This is a genomic window from Flavobacterium sp. FlaQc-48 (genome assembly GCF_044007335.1).
Lineage (GTDB): Bacteria > Bacteroidota > Bacteroidia > Flavobacteriales > Flavobacteriaceae > Flavobacterium.
The window spans coordinates 42,300-67,048 of sequence record NZ_JBIPCR010000025.1; the positions used below are offsets into that span (position 1 = coordinate 42,300).

Below are 24,749 nucleotides of genomic sequence, written 5' to 3' on the forward strand. Positions count from 1 at the left end.
TTTACAATTTTATGAATCTATTTTTTGTGGAACTTGTTCGAGTACCGAAATTTTATTTTGATAATATTTATAGGTTTCAAGCTGAGCTCTAAATGGGGCATGATGATTTCTTGGCTTGTATTTATTATCCAGTTTATAGGAATGATATCTCACTTTAACATTCCCTTTCCATGCTATATTGAAATTATCAATTAATTCTTTTTTGATTTCGAGGTCATAAATGGGACAGGTTACCTCCACTCTTCCATCAAGATTTCTGGTCATAAAATCAGCTGAAGATATATACACCTCGGTTAAACCAGCATTTCCAAAAATATAAACTCTGGAATGTTCCAGATAATTATCGACGATACTTATGGCTTCTATATTTTCGCTCATTCCGGGGATTCCGGGAATCAATGAGCAAATTCCTCTTACCTGAAGCTGAATTTTGACTCCGGCATTACTGGCTTCGTATAATTTATCGATCATTTTAAAATCTGATAAACTATTCATTTTTAATTTAATATGTGTTTTTCTACCGGCTAAAGCATGCAGAATTTCACGGTCTATTAATTTTATGAATTTAGTTCGCGTATAATGTGGCGACACAATTAAATGCTTGTATCTGTGCACTCTGTAATTGATATCAAAAAATTCGAATATTTTCGAAATGTCTTTCAAAATTCCCTGATGGCAGGTCAAAAGGGTAACATCTGTATAAATTTTTGCTGTTGATTCATTGAAATTTCCGGTTGAAATGAATCCGTAACGACGGGTTTTTCCGTCTTCAACTCTTTCAATAACGCAAATTTTGCTGTGTACTTTAAGTCCTTTTATTCCAAAAATAAGATCAATTCCTTCGGTTTGCATTTGTTCTGCATACGAGATATTCGTTGCTTCATCAAAACGTGCCTGAAGTTCAATCTGAACGGTTACTTTTTTACCATTTTTAGCTGCATTGATCAATGAACTAATGATTTGCGAATTCTTAGCCAATCGATATAAAGTAATTTTGATACTGGTTACTTTTGGATCTAAAGCTGCTTCACGTAAAAATTTAGTCAGGTATGAAAAGGATTGATATGGTGCATGTAATAAATAATCTTTTTTATTGATTTTTTCCAGAATACTGCCCCCTAAACTCAAACCGGGAATTGGTAAAGGTTCATTGGGCTTGTATAATAAATCGTATCTTCCTAAGTTCGGAAAACTCATATAATCTCTTCGATTATGATATCTTCCACCCGGAATTATACTATCCGTTTCTACAATTTTCATTTTATCCAGGAAGAAATGTAGTGTATCTTCTTCGATCAGATTATCATAAATAAAACGAACAGGCTCCCCTATTCTTCTGTCTTTTACTGATGTTGCAATTTTCTCCAGCATGCTTTTACTCAAATCACTATCAATATCCAACTGGGCATCGCGGGTAATCTTGATCATATGTGCCGAAACACTTTTATAATCGAAAATATTAAATATATTTTTCAGGTTATAACGAATAACATCATCTATTAAAATGACATAATGTTTATCATCGTGCGATGGCAGAACAACAAACCTGTTTATGGTTTTCGGGATTTCGATAACGGCATAACGAACTTCATCGTTGGTGTTCATTTCTAAACGAACAGCCAGGTATCCCAAAGTATCTTTAAGAATTGGAAATTCGGCCAAATCATTCAAAATGATGGTCACTAGTTCCGGGCTTAATCTTTGGGTAAAAAAGTCTTTCAGGAAACTTTCCTGATCCGGTGTAATTTGAGCTTCGTTTATAATAAAGATATTTTCGGCTTCGAGTTCGGCTTCAATATTACCTAAAATGCGTAAGCTTTCAGACTGTTGCTGAATCACAATTTCAGTAATATCTTTAATTAACTGGTGAGCAGAAACTCCGCCCAGGTATTTTTCACCAGAAATTCCGGAAAGGCTTAATCGACGAATTGCAGCATACCGAACTCTAAAAAACTCATCTAAATTGTTTGAAAAAATTCCAACAAAACGCAGTCTGTCTAAAAGCGGAACCGTGTTATCTGCGGCTTCCTGAAGCACTCTTGCATTAAATGCTAACCAACTTTTTTCTCTATCGATATATTTCTGTTCGTACACTTTATTTATTTTAAATCTTTGGGGAAAATTGTTTTATGAGTTTTGCCTTTATGGATGCTATCCCAACTTTCTGATTCAAATTGTAATGATACAAATCCTGAAGTTGGAACATTGTCTATAAAAACATCCCCAAATTTATTAACAAAATTTGTAATAGCCTCGTTATGTCCAAAAAGAATAACGCTTTCAAAACTATTATCACATGATTTAATAACCTTTTCGAGTTGTTTATCATCAAAAGTATAAAGTTCGTCCTTATAAACGATACTTTCTATGGGATAGGATATATTTTGTGCAAAAATAAGAGCCGTTTCCTGTGCCCTTGCTGCGGTACTGCTCCAGATAATATATGTTTTAGGAAGAAATTTCGAAATATTTGCCGATACATCATGCGCATCTAAAATTCCCCTTTTCATCAAAGGTCTGTCAAAATCTTTTAATGGAGCTTCCCAACTTGATTTTGCATGACGTATTAAAATTAAATTTTTCATAAGCGAAAGGTTTAGAAATCTCTTAAAGAGATCACATATTTTAATTGAACTTCTAATTTACAAAAGAAATATTAAACCGTCTTCTTTTTTTATTTCTGTTAACATTTAAAGGCAATTTTAACAAGAATAAAAAATTCATATTACAAAAAAGCATCGAAAAAGAAAAGCTGCCTTTTTTAGAATATTATGCTCTTCATCCCTTAAAACCGACACTTGGTCGATTTAAACATATTTACAAAAAATTAACTAATTACCTGATTATTAATCATTTAAAACATTCTATTTTTTAGATTTTTAATCAAAAATTAAAAAAAATACTACTTTTTTATTTGTTAGAAATGACAAAAAAAAATGCTTTTTTCGGTAATATTTAACAAAAAAAATACACTTCAACGAGTTTTTAGGTTAGTTACAGACAAAAAAAATCAAAATTAAACACTCTGTATAACTTTGATTCTGTTAAAATTTGATCACTATCATAAACAAAAAACCTAAGGTATGAGAACTAAAACTACTCTTGAAAAAGCATTGAAATTTGTTCACAATTGTAAGTTTATTTTTTCTTTCAAAAAAAACATTTTTCAGAGAAACCTATTTTCCTTATTCTTTTTTTTAATTGCGGCAACATCATTTGCTCAATCCGGTTCGTGCAATGCGCTGTTGATTGTTGAAAATAATGGAAATATCAGAAGCACTCCCCTTGACGGAACTTACTACTCAATGGTACTCACTAACAATAGTTCTTCGACAGATACTTTTGTTTTAAGGAGTAAGAATATAAATGCTTCCTGTACTAATACTGACGCAAGTTCTACAACAAGCAATGTAATAATCAATACTGATTTTATAGATTCCGAAAGAAATTCTCTTGGCGAAATAACACTAAATGCAGGAGAATCTGTCAATTTCTACATACACATTACTGTACCTGCCGGTACTTCAATTCAAAAATGGTCTTGTAATCAGATTATCGCAACCTCAAAAAACTGTACCAACTATGCGGTTGATACTGTTTTACATACTTACATCATTAATCCGGTTAATGATTAAATAAATATACCAGCTATTCCCTTAAAATAATTTAAAATGGAAAAACTACTACTCTCTTTAAGCAATTATTTACGAGATATAAAAAAAATATACTTTGCTGTATTATTTCTTCTGTCATCTTCATTCGTTTTGGCTCAATCCATTACCACTACTAAAACAGTCACAGCAAATGCAAGCAATTGCGGTGTTGTGAATGTAAAAGTAGATATTACAGGAGCGAACCCAATTACCCGAAATTCGGATGTAATTCTTGCAATTGATATATCCGGCAGTATGGGCAATACTATTCCGGGAGATTTTAAAACCTCTATGGATTATGCAAAAGATGCTGCACTGGCATTTCTTACGCAGGCAAAAGCAAATCCTCAAAATCGAATTGCAATAGTAGCCTACAGTACCACTGCCAGTTTAAAAATAGGGCTTACCTATTTGAATGCAGCTGGTGTAACACTTATAACAAATCAGATTAATGCTTTGCAGGCTACCAATTCAACCAACATTTATGCAGGAATTGTAAGATCTGAAACGGAGTTAGAAACCAATGGCCGATTTGACTGCAGCACCGCCAGAGCTATCATTTTACTGACAGATGGTGTAACAAACGTAACCGGTACCAATGGAAATACAAATTGTAATATCAGTAAAACATCTCAATGTGTTACTGACGCTATCAGTGCCGCTACAAATGCCAAAACGACTACAAAATCAAGTGTTGTTTATAATAATCAGGTCTTTTCTGTTGGTCTTTTTGGGGGTATTAGCGGAAATATAAACACTAACAACAGCGATCAGAATATTGCAAAATATACGTTAGACGGCATACAAGGAAGTGCTGCTTACATTACACAAAGTGGTGCAAACCTGACTTCGATATACAATCAGATTGCTACTCAGATTTCATGGGTTGCTCAAAGTCTGATTACTAAAGAAACTGTTATTCCCGGTTTTACTATAGGATCAATTACAACAAGTAAAGGAACGGCTTCATTATCAGGACAGGTTATAACATGGAATACTGACTTTCTAAATTCAGAAACGATTACTTTAAATTATCAATTAACTCCGACCGGAACTGCTTGCGGAAATCAAATTGTGAGCACTTCTACTTTGAATTATCAAAATTCATCCTGTGCCGCCGATTCTAAAGCAATTAGCAGCCCTAGTTATTTTGTTCCCTGCGCACCAGTCATTACAGGAGTGCTAACCGCATGCGGATCGACTACTTTAACAGCCACTACAAATGCGGTTTCACCTACTTATGTTTGGTATAAAGACAATGCTGTAATACCGGGTCAAACTTCTGCTACACTTGTCGCCACAGCTAGTGGTGTTTATAAAGTAGCAGTAAAAAATGGAGTTACCAATTGTGAATTAACTTCGGCAGATTCCACTGTTTCAATTAGTCCGGCTGCAGCTCTTACTGCACCTGCAAACGCAAGTATTTCCGGATGCGGAACAGCAGCAATCACAGGTCTTCCCTACAACACAGCAAGTACCAATATAACTTTGGCACAATTAACAACTGCCGGAGGAACATTGCCCAACAATGCGTCTATAGGAACATATACCATTTCTTATTCTGATGTTGCTACAGGTACCTGTCCTACAATCGTTACCCGAACTTTTAAAGTTACAACAAGTTGTGGAAATATTACAGCTACACAAACAATCTCAATTACGGATACTACCGCACCAACATGGACTACTGCTTCTACTGCCTTAAATGTTACTTTACAATGCAGTGATGCCGCAGGATTGACAGCAGCCCAAAACCAGGCACCCGTTGCTACTGATAATTGTGGTGGAACGGTAACCTATACTAAAACCAGCGGAACTTTCGCTGCAGGTTCCTGCGCCAATTCCGGAACGTATACCAATACCTGGATTGCAAAAGATGTGTGTTTGAATACTTCGACTGTTTTTACTCAGGTTATTTCGATTATTGACAATACTGTGCCAACATGGACCACTGCTTCTACTGCCTTAAATGTTACTTTACAATGTAGTGATGCCGCAGGATTGACAGCAGCCCAAAACCAGGCACCAGTAGCCACTGATAATTGTGGTGGAACAGTAACCTATACTAAAACCAGCGGAACTTTTGCAGCTGGTTCTTGTGCCAATTCCGGAACATATACCAATACCTGGATTGCTAAAGATGTGTGTTTGAACACTTCGACTGTTTTTACTCAGGTTATTTCTATTATTGACAATACTGCGCCAACCTGGACCACTGCTTCTACTGCCTTAAACATTACTTTACAATGTAGTGATGCCGCAGGATTGACAGCAGCCCAAAACCAGGCACCAGTAGCCACTGATAATTGTGGTGGAACGGTAACCTATACTAAAACCAGCGGAACTTTTGCAGCTGGTTCTTGTGCCAATTCCGGAACGTATACCAATACCTGGATTGCTAAAGATGTGTGTCTGAATACTTCGACTGTTTTTACTCAGGTTATTTCTATTATTGACAATACTGCGCCAACATGGACTACCACAGCAAATGCCTTAAATGTTACTTTACAATGCAGTGATGCCGCAGGATTGACAGCAGCCCAAAACCAGGCACCAGTGGCTACTGATAATTGTGGTGGAACGGTAACCTATACTAAAACCAGCGGAACTTTCGCAGCTGGTTCTTGTGCCAATTCCGGAACGTATACCAATACCTGGATTGCAAAAGATGTGTGCCTGAACACTTCGACTGTTTTTACTCAGGTTATTTCGATTATTGACAATACTGCGCCAACATGGACTACTGCTTCTACTGCCTTAAACGTTACTTTACAATGCAGTGATGCCGCAGGATTGACAGCAGCCCAAAACCAGGCACCCGTTGCTACTGATAATTGTGGTGGAACGGTAACCTATACTAAAACCAGCGGAACTTTTGCAGCTGGTTCTTGTGCCAATTCCGGAACATATACCAATACCTGGATTGCTAAAGATGTGTGTCTGAATACTTCGACTGTTTTTACTCAGGTCATTTCTATTATTGACAATACTGCGCCAACATGGACTACTGCTTCTACTGCCTTAAACGTTACTTTACAATGTAGTGATGCCACAGGATTGACAGCAGCCCAAAACCAGGCACCAGTGGCTACTGATAATTGTGGTGGAACAGTAACCTATACTAAAACCAGCGGAACTTTTGCAGCAGGTTCTTGTGCCAATTCCGGAACGTATACCAATACCTGGATTGCTAAAGATGTGTGTTTGAACACTTCGACTATTTTTACTCAGGTTATTTCGATTATTGACAATACTGCGCCAACCTGGACCACTGCTTCTACTGCCTTAAATGTTACTTTACAATGCAGTGATGCCGCAGGATTGACAGCAGCCCAAAACCAGGCACCAGTGGCTACTGATAATTGTGGTGGAACGGTAACCTATACTAAAACCAGCGGAACTTTTGCAGCTGGTTCTTGTGCCAATTCCGGAACGTATACCAATACCTGGATTGCTAAAGATGTGTGTTTGAATACTTCGACTGTTTTTACTCAGGTCATTTCTATTATTGACAATACTGCGCCAACCTGGACTACTGCTTCTACTGCCTTAAATGTTACTTTACAATGCAGTGATGCCGCAGGATTGACAGCAGCCCAAAACCAGGCACCAGTAGCTACTGATAATTGCGGTGGAACAGTAACCTATACTAAAACCAGCGGAACTTTTGCAGCTGGTTCTTGTGCCAATTCCGGAACATATACCAATACCTGGATTGCTAAAGATGTGTGTTTGAACACTTCGACTGTTTTTACTCAGGTTATTTCTATTATTGACAATACTGCGCCAACCTGGACCACTGCTTCTACTGCCTTAAACATTACTTTACAATGTAGTGATGCCGCAGGATTGACAGCAGCCCAAAACCAGGCACCCGTTGCTACTGATAATTGTGGTGGAACGGTAACCTATACTAAAACCAGCGGAACTTTCGCAGCTGGTTCTTGTGCCAATTCCGGAACGTATACCAATACCTGGATTGCCAAAGATGTGTGTCTGAACACTTCGACTGTTTTTACTCAGGTTATTTCGATTATTGACAATACTGCGCCAACCTGGACCACTGCTTCTACTGCCTTAAACGTTACTTTACAATGTAGCGATACGGCAGGATTAACAACTGCTCAAAATCAGGCACCAATGGCTACTGACAATTGTGGAGGAAATGTAACGTATACTAAAACTAGTGGACAATTTCAAAGAGGAAGTTGCGGAAGTACCGGAACTTACACTAATACCTGGACTGCAACTGACATTTGCAATAACACGTCTACTGTATTTACTCAGGTTATCACAGTTCAGGATACTGCTATTCCTACCTGGATTACACAAGCAGGTTCTTTAAACATAACCTTGCAATGCAGTGATGTTGCGGGATTAACGGCAGCTCAAAATCAAGCACCAACCGCTACTGCAAATTGTTCAATAGTAACCTATACAAAAACTGGAGGTCAATTTGTACCATCTGTATCTTGTGCGAATGCAGGAACATATACTAATACCTGGATAGCAAAAGATGATTGTGGAAATATTACTGATGCGTTTACTCAGGTAATTACGATTGAAGATACTACAAAACCAACATGGACAACTCCAATTGCTTCTTTAAACAAAACGATCGAATGCAGCGATAGCGCAGCTTTGACTTCCGCCCAAGCGTTATTTCCAACAGCTTCCGATTCTTGCGATTCCGATGTGTCGAATGTTGTAAAAGTAAGCGGCGTCTTTGTAGCTTCTGCCAATTGTTCGAATGCGGGAACTTATACCAATATCTGGACGGTGAAAGATGATTGCGGAAATACCTCTGATACTTTCACTCAGGTAATTACCATTCAGGATACAACCACTCCAACATGGACAACTCCAATTGCTTCTTTAAACAAAACTATTGAATGTAGTGATAGCGCAGCTTTGACTTCCGCACAAGCGTTATTTCCAACAGCTTCCGATTCTTGCGATTCCGATGTTTCGAATGTTGTAAAAGTTAGCGGCGTCTTTGTGGCTTCTGCCAATTGTTCGAATGCGGGAACTTATACCAATACCTGGACGGTGAAAGATGATTGCGGAAATACTTCTGATATTTTTACCCAGGTAATTACCATTCAGGATACAACCGCTCCAACATGGACAACTCCTATTGCTTCTTTAAACAAAACTATTGAATGCAGCGATAGTGCAGCTTTGACTTCCGCGCAAGCGTTATTTCCAACAGCTTCCGATTCTTGCGATTCCGATGTTTCGAATGTTGTAAAAGTAAGCGGTGTCTTTGTAGCTTCTGCCAATTGTTCGAATGCAGGAACTTATACCAATACCTGGACGGTGAAAGATGATTGCGGAAATACTTCTGATATTTTTACCCAGGTAATTACGATTGAAGATACTACAAAACCTACATGGACAACTCCAATTGCTTCTTTAAACAAAACGATCGAATGCAGTGATAGTACAGCTTTGACTTCCGCGCAAGCGTTATTTCCAACAGCTTCCGATTCTTGCGATTCCGATGTGTCGAATGTTGTAAAAGTTAGCGGCGTCTTTGTAGCTTCTCCCAATTGTTCGAATGCAGGAACTTATACCAATACCTGGATGGTGAAAGATGATTGCGGAAATACTTCTGATATTTTTACTCAGGTAATTACGATTGAAGATAATACAAAACCAACATGGACAACTCCTATTGCTTCTTTAAACAAAACGATCGAATGCAGCGATAGTGCAGCTTTGACTTCCGCGCAAGCGTTATTTCCAACAGCTTCCGATTCTTGCGATTCCGATGTTTCGAATGTTGTAAAAGTTAGCGGTGTCTTTGTAGCTTCTGCCAATTGTTCGAATGCGGGAACTTATACCAATACCTGGACGGTGAAAGATGATTGCGGAAATACTTCTGATATTTTTACTCAGGTAATTACTATTCAGGATACAACCGCTCCAACATGGACAACTCCAATTGCTTCTTTAAACAAAACGATCGAATGCAGCGATAGTGCAGCTTTGACTTCCGCCCAAGCGTTATTTCCAACAGCTTCCGATTCTTGCGATTCCGATGTGTCGAATGTTGTAAAAGTTAGCGGCGTCTTTGTAGCTTCTGCCAATTGTTCGAATGCAGGAACTTATACCAATACCTGGACGGTGAAAGATGATTGCGGAAATACTTCTGATATTTTTACCCAGGTAATTACTATTCAGGATACGTCTAAACCAATTTTTATCGGAAATCTTCCGACAGATCGTACTGTTTCTTGTAATGCTGTTCCTGCGCCTGCCACAATTGAGGTTTCGGATAACTGCAATGGTAATTTACCAATAGTTTTCAGCGAAATCAAAAGTAATATTTTGAACGAATGCGCTACCAATTATACGCTAACCCGCAAATGGACTACCAGCGATTGTGCAGGAAATACCGCTTCGTATACTCAAATTATTACGGTTAGAGATACCACTCCGCCCACAGGAACTGCTCCTGCTGATGTGACTAATTTGTCCAGTATAGCTGATATTCCAGTAGGACATCCTGCTGATATAAAAGATGCTGCTGACAACTGTAGTACTACTGTAAATATTACAATAAGCGACTCTAATAATGGTGGAAGCCCTTGCGAAGGAAATGCTTATATCCTGACCAGAACATACACTTTAACAGATTGTGCCGGCAACAAAACAGAACTAAAACAAATTTTTACTATTAAAGGCAACGTTTCGGAAACTGGAATTACTAACGTTACAGCTAAAGCCTGTAATGATGACTCTACACTTATAGACTTGCTTTCACTGTTACCGGAAGGCACTCCTGTAAACGGAACGTGGGCAGATACCAATGGTACCAATAGTATATTAGGCAACAACTTTAATCCGCTTGGTTTAGCACTTGGTACTTATACTTTTGAATATAAAATCACCGATCAAATTTGTCCTCGAAGTATTCTACTTACTATGGAAATCAATGATGATTGTAAAGTATTGGCATGCGGTAGTGTTGTCGTACATAATGCTTTCTCTCCTAATGGTGACGGAATAAATGATTTTTTCAAAATAGATAATATTGATGATACCACTTGTTATCCTGAAAATAATGTCGAAATATACAATCGTTGGGGAATATTAGTTTTTGAAACTAATAATTACAATAATACATCCAATGCATTTGACGGAACATCAAGAGGAAGAACCACCATTAAACAATCTGATGGACTACCAAACGGAACTTATTTCTACATTATTAATTACAAATCATTAGACGGAAATAATGTCCTTCAAAACAATAAAAAAGATGGGTATTTATATTTATCTAAATAAAAAAAACGATAGTAATAATAATATAATAATATCTACTATGAGAACAAAATTATGTTTCTTCGTCATTATGTTGGTTACAATTGCCGGTTATGCGCAACAAGACGCACAATTTACGCAATACATGTACAACACCATAAATATCAATCCGGCTTATGCAGGATCACGAGGAGCTTTAAGTGTTTTTGGTTTATACCGTACCCAATGGGTTGGGCTAGACGGAGCTCCGGAAACCAGTAGCTTTTCAGTCAATTCGCCCATAAACAATAGTAATCTGGGAGTAGGTGTATCTTTAGTAAATGATAAAATTGGTCCAACCAATGAAAACAATTTATCGGTCGACCTTTCTTATACGGTACAGACTTCTGCCGATTTTAAACTTTCTTTTGGTATTAAAGGAACCGCCAATTTATTCAATCTGGACATCAGCAAACTAAATCCGGAAAATCAGGGCGATCCACAGTTTCAGGACCTCAACAATAAGTTTTCTCCAAATGTAGGAGCCGGAGTCTATTGGCATTCTGATAAAGCTTACATTGGTTTATCGGTACCTAACTTTATCGAAACCAATCGTTACGATGATAATGATATTGCTATTTTCAAAGATAAAATCAATTATTATTTAATGGCGGGATATGTATTTGATCTCGATAAATATCAATACATCAAATTCAAACCTGCCGTACTGACCAAAATGGTCGAAGGTGCTCCTCTTCAGGTAGATGTTTCAGCCAACTTCATGTTCATGGATAAATTTGTAGTTGGACTAGCCTACAGATGGAGTGCCTCTTTAAGTGCCATGGTGGGATTTCAAATCACAGACGGACTTTATATAGGATATGGTTATGATCGTGAAACCACGAACTTAAACAATTATAACTCAGGATCACACGAAATATTCCTGCGTTATGAATTCTTCAAAAACAATGGTAAACTGACAACCCCTCGTTTCTTTTAAAAATAAATAATCATGAAAAATTATACCTCTCTTTTTTGCCTGACTTTTATAATTGTTTTTTCATGCAACAGTTATTCGCAACAGTCAAAAATTAATACTGCCGATAAAAAATACGACAGTTATGCGTATATCGATGCCATAAAGACTTATGAACGCGTAGCCGAAAAAGGATACAAATCTGAAGATATGTTCAAAAAACTAGGGAACTCATATTACTTTAATTCCGAGTTTGATGGTGCTGCCAAGTGGTATGGAGAATTATTTGGAATGAATACTAATGTAGAACCTGAATATTACTATCGATATGCACAGTCTTTAAAATCAACAGGGCAAACCGATAAAGCCAATAAGATCCTGCAAGAGTTCAATGCCAAATACAAAAACGATTCAAGAGGAAAGCTTTATAAAGATGATGTTAATTACCTGGATCAGATTAAAGCCAATTCAGGACGTTATAAAATTGAAGATGCAGGAATCAATTCTAAGTATTCTGATTACGGATCTTTTGTTTATGATAACAAAATATACTTTGCTTCGGCAAGAGATACAGGGAATTTTTCTCAACGCAAACACAAATGGACTGGTGAATATTTTACCAATCTCTATTTTGCCGATGTTGATCCTGCAACTCATACAAGTTCTAAAGTAAACAAAATAAAATCTCAAATTAACACCAAATTTCACGAATCCTCACCGGTTTTTACAAAAGATGGCAAAACAGTTTATTTTACAAGGAACAATTATGTAAACGGAAAAAAAGGAAAAGATGACAACAAGATTACCTTAATAAAAATATACAAAGCCAGCCTTGAAAACGGGAAATGGACTAATATAATGGCGCTGCCCTTTACCAGCGACAATTACAGCACTGCTCATCCTGCCTTAAGTCCCGATGAAAAAACGTTGTATTTTGCCTCTGATATGCCGGGAACATTAGGACAATCTGATATTTATAAAGTAAGTATTAATAGTAATGACAGCTTTGGATCACCCGAAAATTTAGGTAAAACTATTAATACTGAAGGAAAGGAAACTTTTCCGTATGTGACCAGTGAAAATGAAATCTATTTTGCCTCAGACGGGCATCCCGGATTAGGCGGACTGGATGTTTTTGTGGGGCAGCTTGAAGACAACGGAACCGTTAGTGGTATTCAGAATCTGGGTAGTGATATTAATTCTCCAAAAGATGATTTTGCTTACATCATAGATCCGGTTTCCAGACTAGGTTATTTTAGCTCCAACAAAGATGGCGGACAAGGCTCTGATGATATTTATAAATTCCTTGAAACCCGAAGACTAAAATGCATTCAGGAATTAAACGGAATTATTACCGATGCAGAGACAAACATTATTTTACCGGGAACAAAAGTAACTTTATATGACAGTCAGGGTGGGATAAAAAGCAACACCATTTCAGATTCAGACGGAGCTTATACTTTTGCAGTTGAATGTGGCAAAACATACAACGTACGAGCTGAAAAACAAGACTATACCACTAAAGAAGTGAGCATTACTATTGGAAAAATAACCGGAAAAACCAGCCTGCCTATTGCCCTGGATAAATCAACCTGTAAAGTGACTATTGGTGATGATCTTGGAAAATGTTTCGGTATCAAAATGATCTATTTTGATCTGGATAAATCCAATATCAGAACTGAAGCTGCTTTAGATCTTGAAAAAATACTGGATGTTTTAAACAACAACCCAACCATGAAACTCGATATTCGCTCTCATACTGACAGCAGGGCGACTTATCAATACAATGAAGCTTTATCTAATCGAAGAGCAAAATCAACCATTCAGTGGTTAGTTAAAAACGGTATTGCTCCGGGTAGATTAACGGGCAAGGGTTATGGAGAAACACAACTGGTGAACAGATGCTCTGATGGTGTACCATGTACAGAAGAAGAACATCAAATGAACAGAAGAAGCGAATTTATTATTACCGCACTATAATTAATTTGCCATTATCATACCTTAAGAGGCTGTCTGAGCATTTGGACAGCTTTTTTTATACAAAAAAGTCGTTGCAATTCTTTGAATTACAACGACCAATAAAAACCAACCAGTCCAATAATTTTTCTTAAATCTTAACAAATATGTTAGTATAATATTTTTTCCCTGTCTTAGCATCAGTTGTTACGGCTAATCCAAAATGAGTATAATCTCCTTCTATATTTTCTTTATGTCCCGGACTATCCAGCCAGGCTCTCAGGGCAGCTTCAGAAGTTTTGTAATTATAGGCCACATTTTCACCTACCTTTTTAGCTCCTAAAACAGTAATAATATTATTGGAACGTGATGTAAAATCATTATGATCAACTACATTGTTCTGAATCATGTATTTGTTGTGCTCTTCGCATTTAAAAGAAATATGATTTATGGTTTGAAGCGCATTTAATCCAATGCTTACCCGATAATCATTTATTAATTTCATCGTTTGGATTTCCGAATCATTATAAGCGTAATCTTTTATCAGGACTTCGGTTGTAGTACTATTGTCAGTTCCCTCGGCACTATCTGCTGAGCATGAGTTCATCATAACAATTGTTACAATGAACATCATGGCGCGCATCATCTTTTTCATAATCAATAGCAGTTTGTTAAAGTAGATGTTGGGGCAAATCCTTTAAATTTATTTATATAAATCGTTTTGTTTCTTATTCAAACATATTCAATTTATCGTCAAACTACAAAATTAATCGATGAACTACATAATATTTATTATTTAAAATGTAAAAAACTTACAATTAAGAGGATAATCTTTCGATCTTCCATGAAAAATCAGATTGACTCTGATAACGTATTCTGTCATGCAATCTATTGGGTCTTCCCTGCCAGAATTCTACTTCTAAAGGAGTTACCAAAAAACCACCCCAATTTTCAGGTCGCGGAATTGGTTTTCCTTCAAATGCTGCTTCCAGTTTTTTTAGATTTTCTTCTAAAAAAGCCCTGGACGGAATCACTTCACTTTGCTTCGAAACAATAGCACCCAACTTACTTCCGTCAGGGCGTGAATCAAAATAGCCATCTGATATATTTTCAGAAGTTTTTTCAGCAATTCCTTTAATAATTACCTGACGCTCCATTTCCTGCCAGAAAAAAGACAAGCAAACATGCGGATTTGCCGTAATTGCTTTTCCTTTTTCCGAATCATAATTGGTATAAAAAATAAAACCTTCTTCAGAAAATTTCTTTAACAACACTACTCGGGATTTTGGAAAACCATCTAATCCAATAGTAGAAACCGTCATTGCATTTACTTCGCCGCTTCCGCCAAAGTCTTCCACTTCATGAAACCATCTGTTAAAAAGGTTAATGGGATCTTCGGGAATATTAGTTTCTAATAATTCGCTTTTCTCGTAAGACTTTCTATAATTACTTAAATCGTTCATTATTTAGATTATTAGATTGTTAGACTTCTTAGATTTTAGATGGATACCTTATAAATTGTTATCCCTTATAATTCATTAATTTTTACCACTCAAAAGAAACTCCGTCATCTCCTAAAAGTACATTTGGAAAAACGGTTTCTGCTTCTTCTTTAAAACGCTCAATACCATCATATCTTGTAGAATAGTGTCCTAAAATCAATTGCTTTGCGTTTGCTTTAAACGCGATGGCAGCAGCTTCTTTTGCTGTGGAATGCAATGTTTTCTGAGCCAAAGCAGCTTCTGATTCCAGAAATGTCGCTTCATGATATAAAACATCTACATCTTTTATGATTGGAATAATATCTTCATGGTAAACCGTATCGGAGCAAAACGCATAACTCAAAGCAGGAACCGGATCAAAAGATAGTTTTTCGTTTTCGATTACAGTTCCGTCATCCAGTGTCACATTTCCTCCGCCCTTTATCTTTTGATAATAGGCGGTATGAATATTATAATGCTGGACAGCTTCAATATTTAGTTTTCTTTCGGCAGGTTTTTCCTGAAACAAAAATCCATTGGTATACACTCGATGTTTTAGCGGAATTGTTTTTACAATAACTTTGCTGTCTTCAAAAATAACTTCGCTTTCTTTTGATTCTAATTCGTGATAAAACAATTCATAGCTTAGCCAGGAACTGGTTAATCTTAATTGTAAAGTAATAATCTCCTTTACTCCTTTTGGACCGTAAATATGTAAATCGGTTGTTCTGCCCAAAAGGGCAAAAGTCGAAATGGTACCAATTAATCCAAAAAGATGATCTCCATGCAGATGCGAAATAAAAATGTGATTAATTTTAGAAAATTTAATCTTGTTTTTACGCAATTGAACCTGAGTCCCTTCACCACAATCTACTAAAAATAGTCTGTTTTTTATTTCTAAAACCTGCGAAGTTGGATTGGTAAGCGTTCTGGGAGTTGCGGCATAACAGCCAAGTATGGTTAATTTCATTTTAGAATTTAAATTTTGGATTGTTGATTTTAGATTGATACAAATTTTAGAGTAAGCATTAAAAATTAAAAATCTAATATCTAAAATCAAAAATTAAAACCCGAGGTCTCTCTCGATTTCTTCCATTTCAATAATATCGTGCGCTTCTAAAAGAGAAGGAACTACTGTTATTTTATCTGAAATGGCATTAAAGTCAAGATCTGAAACTACAATTATAAACGATTTTTTAGCTTTTTTTTGTTGTTTCACCAGTGGTAAAAAAAGCTTTAAATCTTTTTCTGTCAATCCGGAATCAGCTGATAAATCGATTATAATATTTTGTTTCTCAAAGGTTTTAAATTGCATCGTTACTTTTTCTACAAAACTATTGAAATCGCCTTGAGTATCTTTTATTGTAACGGTATGTCCTTTTTGATCTACTTTCATTTTATAAATTTGTGGGGCTTGTATAAAAATTGATTTCTGAAAGCTAAGGTACGAAGTTTTTTTAGTTTTTTGTTTCAAGTTTCAGGTTTCAGGTTTTGGAATGCCCAGCTTCACAACGTGAAACCTGAAACCTGAAACAAAATCAAATCTACTGAATCTTAGACGCCAATAAATAAATCACCGCCATTCTGATCGCAACACCATTCTCAACCTGATTCAAAATTACTGAATGATCAGAATCAGCCACTTCAGAAGTAATCTCTACTCCTCTGTTGATTGGTCCCGGGTGCATGATGACAATTTCTTTTCCAAGAGAATCTAAAAGCGGTTTATCGACTCCGTATTGTTGTGCATATTCACGAGTAGAAGGAAAAAAGTTCACATCCATACGTTCGTTTTGTACACGAAGCATATTGGCCACATCGCACCACTCTAAAGCTTTACGCAAATTAGGTTCAACGGTTACTCCAAGCGATTCAATATATCTTGGAATTAATGTTTTTGGTCCGCAAACTTTCACTTCGGCGCCTTGCATCTGCAAAGCATATATGTTAGACAAGGCTACTCTCGAATGCAGAATATCACCTACAATAACTACTTTTTTTCCAGCCACATCTCCTAGTTTTTCTCTGATCGAATAACTATCAAGTAAAGCCTGAGTGGGATGTTCATGTGCCCCGTCTCCGGCGTTTACAATACTTGCTTTGACATTTTTGGATAAAAAATAAGCCGCTCCGGGATTGGAGTGGCGCATTACAACCATGTCAACTTTCATGGAAAGGATATTGTTTACAGTATCGATCAGAGTTTCTCCTTTTTTAACAGAAGACTGAGCTGCAGAAAAACTAATCACATCAGCAGATAACCGTTTTTGTGCTAATTCGAACGAAAGCTTAGTTCTGGTACTGTTTTCAAAGAAAATATTGGCAATCGTAATATCTCGTAATGAAGGAACTTTTTTAATTGGTCGGTTAATAACTTCTTTAAAATGATCGGCAGTTTCAAAAATCAGGTTAATATCATTCTCGTTGATGTATTTAATTCCTAATAAATGATTTACGCTTAATTCTTTCATTTTTATTTCTTTAATATTTATTTGTCAAATTCATGAATTTCTGAAATACTCAGTCTTTCAATGCTTCTAAAAAAGAGAAGCTGCTTATTGAACCATTCTGTCTACAACTTCACTGTAATCCTGGAGATCTCTTGCATCTTCGTCAAAAATCTTCTGCCATCTGAAACCCGGAATCTCAATTTTAGTTTTAGCAGAGCCATCCCATTTTATTTTAAAATCGTTGTTTATTAAAACCTCAGCGACTACTTTACCTACTTCTATTGTCGTTGCATCATCAGAATTATCTACTTTCTGAAAAGCGATAAACAAACTTGGATTTTCGACCGCGATTGCTCTCGCCAAATCCTGTTCGTGATAAAAACAATAACCATCAGACTCAACTTCGTTTTCCTGAAGCTCTCTTTCGACCTCAACTACTTCATATTCACCGTCGGTTGTGGTATAACCTGCGTTATGAAGCGCAATGATATTTTCGTCACCTAATTCATCAAACGCTTTTATTAACCTTTCAGTATCGGTTGGACTTTTCCATTGTTTACTTTCTGCCAGTAACTTTTGGTATTCTTCTCTTATTTTGTCAAAAGCCCACTCTTCTGAGATTTCGTCTGCAAATTCGTTGTCTTCAATTTCTTCTAAGATGTTTTCCTGAATCTCATCCAGAGAAAGGAATCCCATTCTGACCTGATTAAAAATTGATTCATAAATAAACGCTTCATTCTCTGTCATGTTTTTTTTGTTTAATCGCTTATTTGTTGATTTGTTTAAGCGTTTAATCGTTTCTTCCGATTAAACAATTAACCGGTTAACCGATTAAACTTTAATTTGTTATCAGGTAAACGGCGTCTTCTCCTTCATTCTCTTTCCAGCTTACTTTTACTTTTTCGTCATTAATAGCATCTACCTGACGGCCGCGATAATCGGGCTGAATAGGTAAATTACGGCTAAAACGCCTGTCGATTAACACTAACAATTCAATTTCTGAAGGTCGCCCAAAAGACTGGATTGCGGTTAAGGCAGAACGAATGCTTCGTCCGGTAAACAATACGTCATCAATAAATATGACTTTTTTGTCTTCTACTATAAAATTGATTTGGGTTTTATTGGCTTCCAGCGGTTTATCAGTACGACGAAAATCATCTCTAAAAAAAGTGATGTCCAGATATCCTAAAGAAATTTCAGGAACCTGGTATTCGTTTTCTAATATTTGTTTTAAACGTTCAGCTAAAAAAACGCCTCTTGGCTGAATCCCGACTAAAATAGTATCCGAGAAATCAAGGTGTTTTTCGATTAACTGACAAGCCAAACGATGGAGTATGATAGTAACTTCTTTTGAATTAAGTAATACTTTTTGGCTCATAATTAAGTGTAATGTTTGGTTGGGCAAATATACGAAATCAGAATTTATTTGTAGGGGTGTTGGGTGGGGAAATATTTTTTTTTGAATTTAAACTTGGAGAAGAATTTTTATCTCAAATCTTCTTAGCAACTTAAAAAAATAAAATTATAAATTTATAAGAAATTATATACGTAAAAATAACAAAAAATGGGAATGTTTTTTAATGGTGCTAATTGCGATATTTACATAGGAAAAGGAGCGGGTAAAAAATTACTTGAAGACATTTCAAATGCGAAAAAATCAGTTAAAGTAATTTCTCCTTATCTGTCTCCGTCATTAATAAATGAATTAATACGTCTTCATTCAAAAGGCATAGAAATTTCATTAATAACAAATGATAATATAGAAGATTACTATAGGGACTCCGAGAAAAACATTTATAAATTAATAATTCAAAAAAGTATTGTAGATGAAAATGCTCAAAAACTAAGAAATAAATGGATCAATCTTGAAGAAATACTTCGCTATTCATTTTTAGGATTATCAGCTATTCTTGTTTTTGCATTATTTTTATTCAAAAACCCTAAACTTCTTTTTATTCTATTCCCTATATTGTTACTACTTATAATAAGAAAAACTTATATAAAAAAAATAAAGAACAAACGCATCTATAATTATCAATATAGTCAGTTATTTCTTTTCAAGGTTTATATCTCATCTCAAAATGCAAACACTAATTCAAATACATTAATTCATAGTAAAATATACATAATAGATGACGAAACTGTTTTTATGGGCTCCTTAAATTTCACATATAGTGGAACAAAAAACAATTACGAAACAAGAATTAGAACTATTGATAAAATTGCTGTAGATAAAATTGTACTGGAGTATAACGAATTATTTTATCACTCTGGTTATCCTGAACGGAATATTCGGGATTGGGGAAAAGAATTATATGGAGAACCTATAAATTAAAAAAAGGCAGAGAGATTATACAAAACGATAGTGCGGAAATTCTTTCCGTGCCCGCAAAGTGAATAATTCAACAAAAATAAATCTATATTCAACCAACAAAAAAATGATTTACATAGACAAAAGTACATTTCCACATTCTTATATTGAAGAGAAAAAATTTGATTGGGGAGAACCATACGATGACATAACACCAATTTTTAATTTATCAATTGATCCGGATTTATCAGATATTGAATATACAATTGAAGTACTGGGTAAAAATAATTTCAAAATTAATTTAGAGAAACTGTATAATATTCTACTTAACAATGAAGAAAATTATCGTATAGAAAATTTTAATAACGTTATTACTAATCGCGAATTGCTATTGAATAATATCAACACATATTTAAACTATAATATAAATAAGACTTCACCGTGGGAACAATCCTTTGATAGATATCCTACCGAAAATGATTATTTGGAATCAATTGAAAGAGATCTAAATAGAATACTATTATTTGAAAGAAAAGAATACTAATTAAAGTTTATTTAAAACCATAAACAAATGAAAGCAAAAGTCATAGGAATTCCAGTCCAGGACCAAGAAAAGGCATTGCAATTTTACACTACAAAATTGGGTTTTATAAAAAAACATGATGTGCCTTTAGGCGAAAACAACAGATGGTTAACTTTAGTTTCTAAAGATGAACCAGACGGAGTTGAAATTTTATTAGAACCATCACCCAACCATTTTGAACCGGCAAAAGCATATCAAAAAGCATTGTTTGAAGCCGGAATTCCGTACACACAATTTAATGTGGATAATCTTCAGGAAGAATATGATCGATTGATTGATCTTGGTATTGAATTTACGATGCCACTAACTGAAATGGGAAATGTAAAAATTGCGATTTTGGATGATACTTGTGGGAATAAAATTCAGTTGATTGAGATGTTAGGATAATATTCAGTCTCCTATTTATTAAAAATGTGAATCCCATAGAGACGTTATATTTATAGCAATTTATATAGCGTTTCATAAGAACCCGCCGTGGCGAGTGGATATATCGCTCCTCTGGAGCTTTTACCAGCTAACGTATTGTTTAGCTATAAATATGACGCTCCGCTGGAGCTTTTTTTCATTATATGCTTGTACTGGATTAATCCCGAAGCTTCGGGACAGCCCTACAATATGGGCCGACCTTACAGCTCTTTTTTTATCTGTTAATCAAAATCATAGAACTTTCCAGCAAAATTATATAACACCTTTTTTTGCTGTTTGAAGTAATTTTAATCTACGATAATTAGAATAGTAGATTCTTTTTAAAACATTTAAAACAGCAAAATCATGCAAAAGAACATTACACGTTTGTTAATGGTATTCGTAATACTATTTTCATTTACAAGTTGCGAAGTTATTGGAGACATTTTTAAAGCCGGAATGGGATTCGGGATTTTTATCGTCATCTTTATTGTTGCGATCATTATCTTTATATTCGCTAAGCTTTTTGGCGGTAATAAATAAACATAAAAAAATCCCGATCGTTTTACTGATCGGGATTTCTTTTTTTATCTAAACTATGTTTTTATTTAGCGTACATTTTTGTTCTTAATTCCTGAACTTTTTCGTCGTCTAAATATTCATCAAATGTCATGTAACGGTCTATTGCTCCGTTTGGTGTCAACTCTACTACTCTATTACCCACAGTTTGTGCAAACTCGTGGTCATGTGTGGTGAAAATTACAGATCCTTTGAAGTTTTTCAATGAGTTGTTAAAAGCGGTGATCGATTCCAAATCTAAGTGATTTGTTGGTTCGTCAAGCATCAGGATATTGGCTCTTTCCATCATCATTCTCGAAAGCATACAACGTACTTTTTCTCCTCCTGATAATACACGGCTTGTTTTTAACGCTTCTTCTCCTGAGAAAATCATTTTCCCTAAGAATCCTCTAATAAATACTTCATCACGCTCTTCTTCTGTTTTTGCATATTGACGTAACCAGTCTACCAAAGTCAAATCGTTTTCGAAGAAAGAATGGTTTTCAGCCGGTAAATAAGCCTGATTGGTTGTAATTCCCCAATCAAAAGTTCCGGCGTCTGCTTTTTGATTGTTATTTAAAATTTCGTAGAATGCTGTTGTAGCACGTGAATCTTTAGAGAACAGCACGATTTTATCGCCTTTTGCCATATTCAAATCTACTCCTTTAAACAAAAGTTCACCATCTACAGAAGCTTCTAAATTTTCAACATTCAAAATCTGATCTCCTGCTTCACGATCCTGATCAAAAATGATCGCCGGATAACGACGGCTTGAAGGTTTAATATCTGAAATATTCAATTTAGAGATCATTTTTTTACGGGATGTTGCTTGTTTTGATTTGGCAACGTTCGCACTAAAACGACGAATAAATTCTTCTAATTCCTGTTTCTTTTCTTCTGCTTTTTTGTTTTGCTGAGCACGTTGTTTGGCCGCTAACTGGCTAGACTCGTACCAAAACGTATAGTTTCCTGAATAGTGGTTTATTTTTCCAAAATCAATATCTGAGATATGCGTACAAACCGAATCTAAAAAGTGACGGTCGTGAGATACTACAATTACTGTATTTTCATAATTGGCTAAGAAATTCTCTAACCAGGTAATAGTTTCAAAATCCAAATCATTGGTAGGCTCATCCATAATAAGCAAATCAGGATTTCCAAAAAGTGCCTGCGCTAAAAGCACACGAACTTTAATTTTCCCCTCCAAATCGCCCATCAAAGTATAATGATGTTCTTCGTTGATTCCTAAATTAGACAACATCGATGCCGCATCAGAATCTGCATTCCATCCGTTCATTTCTTCAAACTGAACCTGTAGTTCTCCAATTCTGTCTGCGTTTTTGTCGTTGTAGTCTAAATAAAGTTCATCCATTTCTTTTTTAACAGCATAAAGAACTTTATTTCCCATCAAAACAGTTTCCAAAACCGTATGCTCGTCGAACATGTTGTGATTCTGGTTTAAAACCGACATACGTTTTCCCGGTTCTAAATGAATGTGCCCGGAAGTTGGATCGATATCGCCCGAAATGATTTTTAGAAAAGTAGATTTTCCAGCACCATTGGCTCCAATAACTCCATAAATATTTCCGTGTGTGAATGTGGTATTTACTTCGTCAAACAAAATTCGTTTGCCAAATTGAACTGATAAATTATTGACTGTTAACATGAATGTCTTTTTAATTAATTTGGTGCAAAAGTAGTGAAAAAGGTTCAGAGTTGCAAAGGTGTAAAGGGGTTAAGTTTCATGGTATTGTAAGATGTAAAAAGTGAGAAGTAAAATATCTCAGTCCCCACAAATACAATAATATCTAACTTCTGACTTTTTACATCTAACTTTTTACAATTTACTCTCTTTCGCCAAGGCCACTTCTAAACTTTCGAAATTAGGCAGCACCTTTGCAATCATACCTTCTTTGTTCAGAATAAAATGTGTCGGGAATGAATTGAGTTGTAAGGCTTCATTCATATATACTTTCATGTTTGGAATGACCTCGTATTTTAAAGGTCTTTTTGCTAAAAATACTTTTAATTGTTCCTCCGAATCTTCGGCGAGACTTATGAATAAAATGTCTTTTCGGTCTTTGTATTCGTTTGCTAGTTTATTTACCTGTGGAAATTCTTTTATGCAAGGCGTACAATGAATGTACCAGCATTTTATAACGATAATTTTTCCTTTCATCGATTCGTTTGAAACGAGGTTTCCGTTTAAATCCTTAAATGAAAATTTAGGAAAAGCTGTTCCTTCCATCTTGAAATTTTTGTACGCATCAAAACCAATTTGGTTAATAGTGGCTTTTATACTGGTATCTGAATTCGGCTGAATCCCGAATAGTTGATAATAGTATTTTGAATCTTCTGATTTCAATCGAATTGGGATGTAGTTTCCGTTGGCTAATTGATCGAGGAAAGATTCTTTTGAGATTTCTTTTGAATTTGAATCGAATGCTGTAAAGTCTCTGGAAAGCATGATATTTTTGCTTTGGTATGCTGACCAATCTGTGTATGTTTTTTGAATTTGAATGGGATCAACTTCAGGGGTTTCTGGTTTTGATTGGGCGAAACTTACGGCGAAGATAAAAAAGGCTATTATGAAGTTGATTGATTTTTGCATGAAGTTCTTGATGGAATTATTGGGATTCAAAAGTACTTAAAATTATGATTTTAACCGCAAGGGCACTAAAGGATTTTCGCAAAGTTCGCAAAGAAATGGCACACGGATGACACGTCCCGATCCCGAAACTTCGGGAGGGAGCTAAAGCGAAAACGCGGATTTATACGGATTTTTTTTATTCGCATTTTTGTCATCCTGACGAAGGAAGGATCTCCGTAAGTAGCTCGACAAAGATTGGCGATTTTCTTTACGGAGTTTCTTGCGGAGATCCTTCCTTCGTCAGGATGACAATAATGAGGTTACTTTGTGTTAAAAATGATACTATAATTGCATCATTTGAGAATATAATCTCCGTGAAAACGATTGCCCTAGTCCTGATAGTAGTGGAAATCCTTTTGTGCCGGTCCTGATAGTTATCGGGAAGTACAAAAGATTGAAACGTCCCGAGGCTTCGGGAGCGGGATTAGCTCTTAAAAAAATACTTTCAATTAAAATAAAATCTAAAAATTCACCTAAT

Annotated in this window: 19 protein-coding genes; 8 read left to right on the top strand and 11 right to left on the bottom strand. The window is 35.7% G+C overall.

Features of this window, described 5'->3' with window-relative positions; all coding sequences use genetic code 11:
- Positions 1-9 precede the first annotated feature (9 nt).
- Both ppk1 and ACHRWY_RS25675 read right to left on the bottom strand, forming a co-directional pair.
- Positions 10-2,094, bottom strand: coding sequence for a polyphosphate kinase 1 (gene ppk1, locus ACHRWY_RS25670; protein ID WP_395358529.1), 2,085 nt, complete (start codon positions 2,092-2,094; stop codon positions 10-12).
- Positions 2,095-2,099: 5 nt separating this feature from the next.
- Positions 2,100-2,585: a SixA phosphatase family protein gene (locus ACHRWY_RS25675; RefSeq protein ID WP_395358531.1), complete on the bottom strand. Its 486-nt coding sequence runs from the start codon at positions 2,583-2,585 to the stop codon at positions 2,100-2,102.
- Between the two features lie 498 nt (positions 2,586-3,083).
- Between ACHRWY_RS25675 and ACHRWY_RS25680 the strand changes: the two genes are divergently transcribed.
- The 4 genes from ACHRWY_RS25680 to ACHRWY_RS25695 are packed head-to-tail and all read left to right on the top strand — an operon-like array spanning position 3,084 to position 13,857.
- On the top strand, positions 3,084-3,635 hold the full coding sequence (locus ACHRWY_RS25680; protein ID WP_395358533.1) for a hypothetical protein: 552 nt from the start codon (positions 3,084-3,086) through the stop codon (positions 3,633-3,635).
- 36 nt (positions 3,636-3,671) lie between these two features.
- Complete coding sequence (locus ACHRWY_RS25685) at positions 3,672-10,946, top strand: gliding motility-associated C-terminal domain-containing protein (protein ID WP_395358535.1); 7,275 nt, start codon at positions 3,672-3,674, stop codon at positions 10,944-10,946.
- Between the two features lie 37 nt (positions 10,947-10,983).
- Positions 10,984-11,901 carry a type IX secretion system membrane protein PorP/SprF gene (locus tag ACHRWY_RS25690; RefSeq protein WP_395358537.1) on the top strand — a complete coding sequence of 306 codons (918 nt, stop codon included), beginning with the start codon at positions 10,984-10,986 and terminating at the stop codon, positions 11,899-11,901.
- A 12-nt stretch (positions 11,902-11,913) separates the two neighbouring features.
- Positions 11,914-13,857, top strand: a complete 1,944-nt coding sequence (locus tag ACHRWY_RS25695; RefSeq protein WP_395358539.1) for an OmpA family protein — start codon at positions 11,914-11,916, stop codon at positions 13,855-13,857.
- Between the two features lie 127 nt (positions 13,858-13,984).
- Here ACHRWY_RS25695 and ACHRWY_RS25700 read toward each other — a convergent pair whose 3' ends face one another.
- The 7 genes from ACHRWY_RS25700 to pyrR form a co-directional block, all read right to left on the bottom strand.
- The gene (locus ACHRWY_RS25700) at positions 13,985-14,488 is read right to left on the bottom strand and encodes a CAP domain-containing protein (protein WP_395358541.1); all 504 of its coding nucleotides are present in this window, start codon (positions 14,486-14,488) and stop codon (positions 13,985-13,987) included.
- Positions 14,489-14,651: 163 nt separating this feature from the next.
- Complete coding sequence (gene pdxH / locus ACHRWY_RS25705; protein ID WP_395358543.1) at positions 14,652-15,296, bottom strand: pyridoxamine 5'-phosphate oxidase; 645 nt, start codon at positions 15,294-15,296, stop codon at positions 14,652-14,654.
- An 82-nt stretch (positions 15,297-15,378) separates the two neighbouring features.
- Positions 15,379-16,284, bottom strand: a complete 906-nt coding sequence (locus tag ACHRWY_RS25710) for a ribonuclease Z (protein WP_395358545.1) — start codon at positions 16,282-16,284, stop codon at positions 15,379-15,381.
- Positions 16,285-16,377: 93 nt separating this feature from the next.
- Entirely contained in the window at positions 16,378-16,710 is a 333-nt protein-coding gene (locus tag ACHRWY_RS25715) for a ribonuclease Z (protein ID WP_395358547.1), read from the bottom strand.
- Positions 16,711-16,858: 148 nt separating this feature from the next.
- A complete protein-coding gene (locus tag ACHRWY_RS25720) occupies positions 16,859-17,785 on the bottom strand; it encodes an aspartate carbamoyltransferase catalytic subunit (protein ID WP_029273654.1) in 927 nt (308 codons plus the stop codon).
- A gap of 84 nt (positions 17,786-17,869) precedes the next feature.
- Positions 17,870-18,511, bottom strand: coding sequence for a DUF6891 domain-containing protein (locus ACHRWY_RS25725; RefSeq protein ID WP_395358550.1), 642 nt, complete (start codon positions 18,509-18,511; stop codon positions 17,870-17,872).
- 91 nt (positions 18,512-18,602) lie between these two features.
- On the bottom strand, positions 18,603-19,142 hold the full coding sequence (gene pyrR / locus ACHRWY_RS25730) for a bifunctional pyr operon transcriptional regulator/uracil phosphoribosyltransferase PyrR (protein ID WP_395358552.1): 540 nt from the start codon (positions 19,140-19,142) through the stop codon (positions 18,603-18,605).
- A 186-nt stretch (positions 19,143-19,328) separates the two neighbouring features.
- Here pyrR and ACHRWY_RS25735 point away from each other — a divergent pair, with 186 nt between their 5' ends.
- From ACHRWY_RS25735 to ACHRWY_RS25750, 4 genes are all read left to right on the top strand, one after another.
- Positions 19,329-20,099, top strand: coding sequence for a phospholipase D-like domain-containing protein (locus ACHRWY_RS25735; RefSeq protein ID WP_395358554.1), 771 nt, complete (start codon positions 19,329-19,331; stop codon positions 20,097-20,099).
- Between the two features lie 103 nt (positions 20,100-20,202).
- A complete protein-coding gene (locus tag ACHRWY_RS25740) occupies positions 20,203-20,619 on the top strand; it encodes a hypothetical protein (protein ID WP_395358556.1) in 417 nt (138 codons plus the stop codon).
- 27 nt (positions 20,620-20,646) lie between these two features.
- Complete coding sequence (locus tag ACHRWY_RS25745; RefSeq protein WP_395358558.1) at positions 20,647-21,045, top strand: VOC family protein; 399 nt, start codon at positions 20,647-20,649, stop codon at positions 21,043-21,045.
- A gap of 384 nt (positions 21,046-21,429) precedes the next feature.
- Entirely contained in the window at positions 21,430-21,606 is a 177-nt protein-coding gene (locus ACHRWY_RS25750) for a hypothetical protein (RefSeq protein ID WP_199174548.1), read from the top strand.
- 61 nt (positions 21,607-21,667) lie between these two features.
- On the opposite strand, the gene ACHRWY_RS25755 is transcribed toward ACHRWY_RS25750, so the two are convergent.
- Both ACHRWY_RS25755 and ACHRWY_RS25760 read right to left on the bottom strand, forming a co-directional pair.
- Positions 21,668-23,287 (bottom strand): ABC-F family ATP-binding cassette domain-containing protein, encoded by a 1,620-nt coding sequence (locus ACHRWY_RS25755; RefSeq protein WP_395358560.1) that lies wholly within the window; start codon positions 23,285-23,287, stop codon positions 21,668-21,670.
- A 171-nt stretch (positions 23,288-23,458) separates the two neighbouring features.
- The gene (locus ACHRWY_RS25760) at positions 23,459-24,232 is read right to left on the bottom strand and encodes a TlpA family protein disulfide reductase (protein WP_395358562.1); all 774 of its coding nucleotides are present in this window, start codon (positions 24,230-24,232) and stop codon (positions 23,459-23,461) included.
- Positions 24,233-24,749 lie beyond the last annotated feature (517 nt).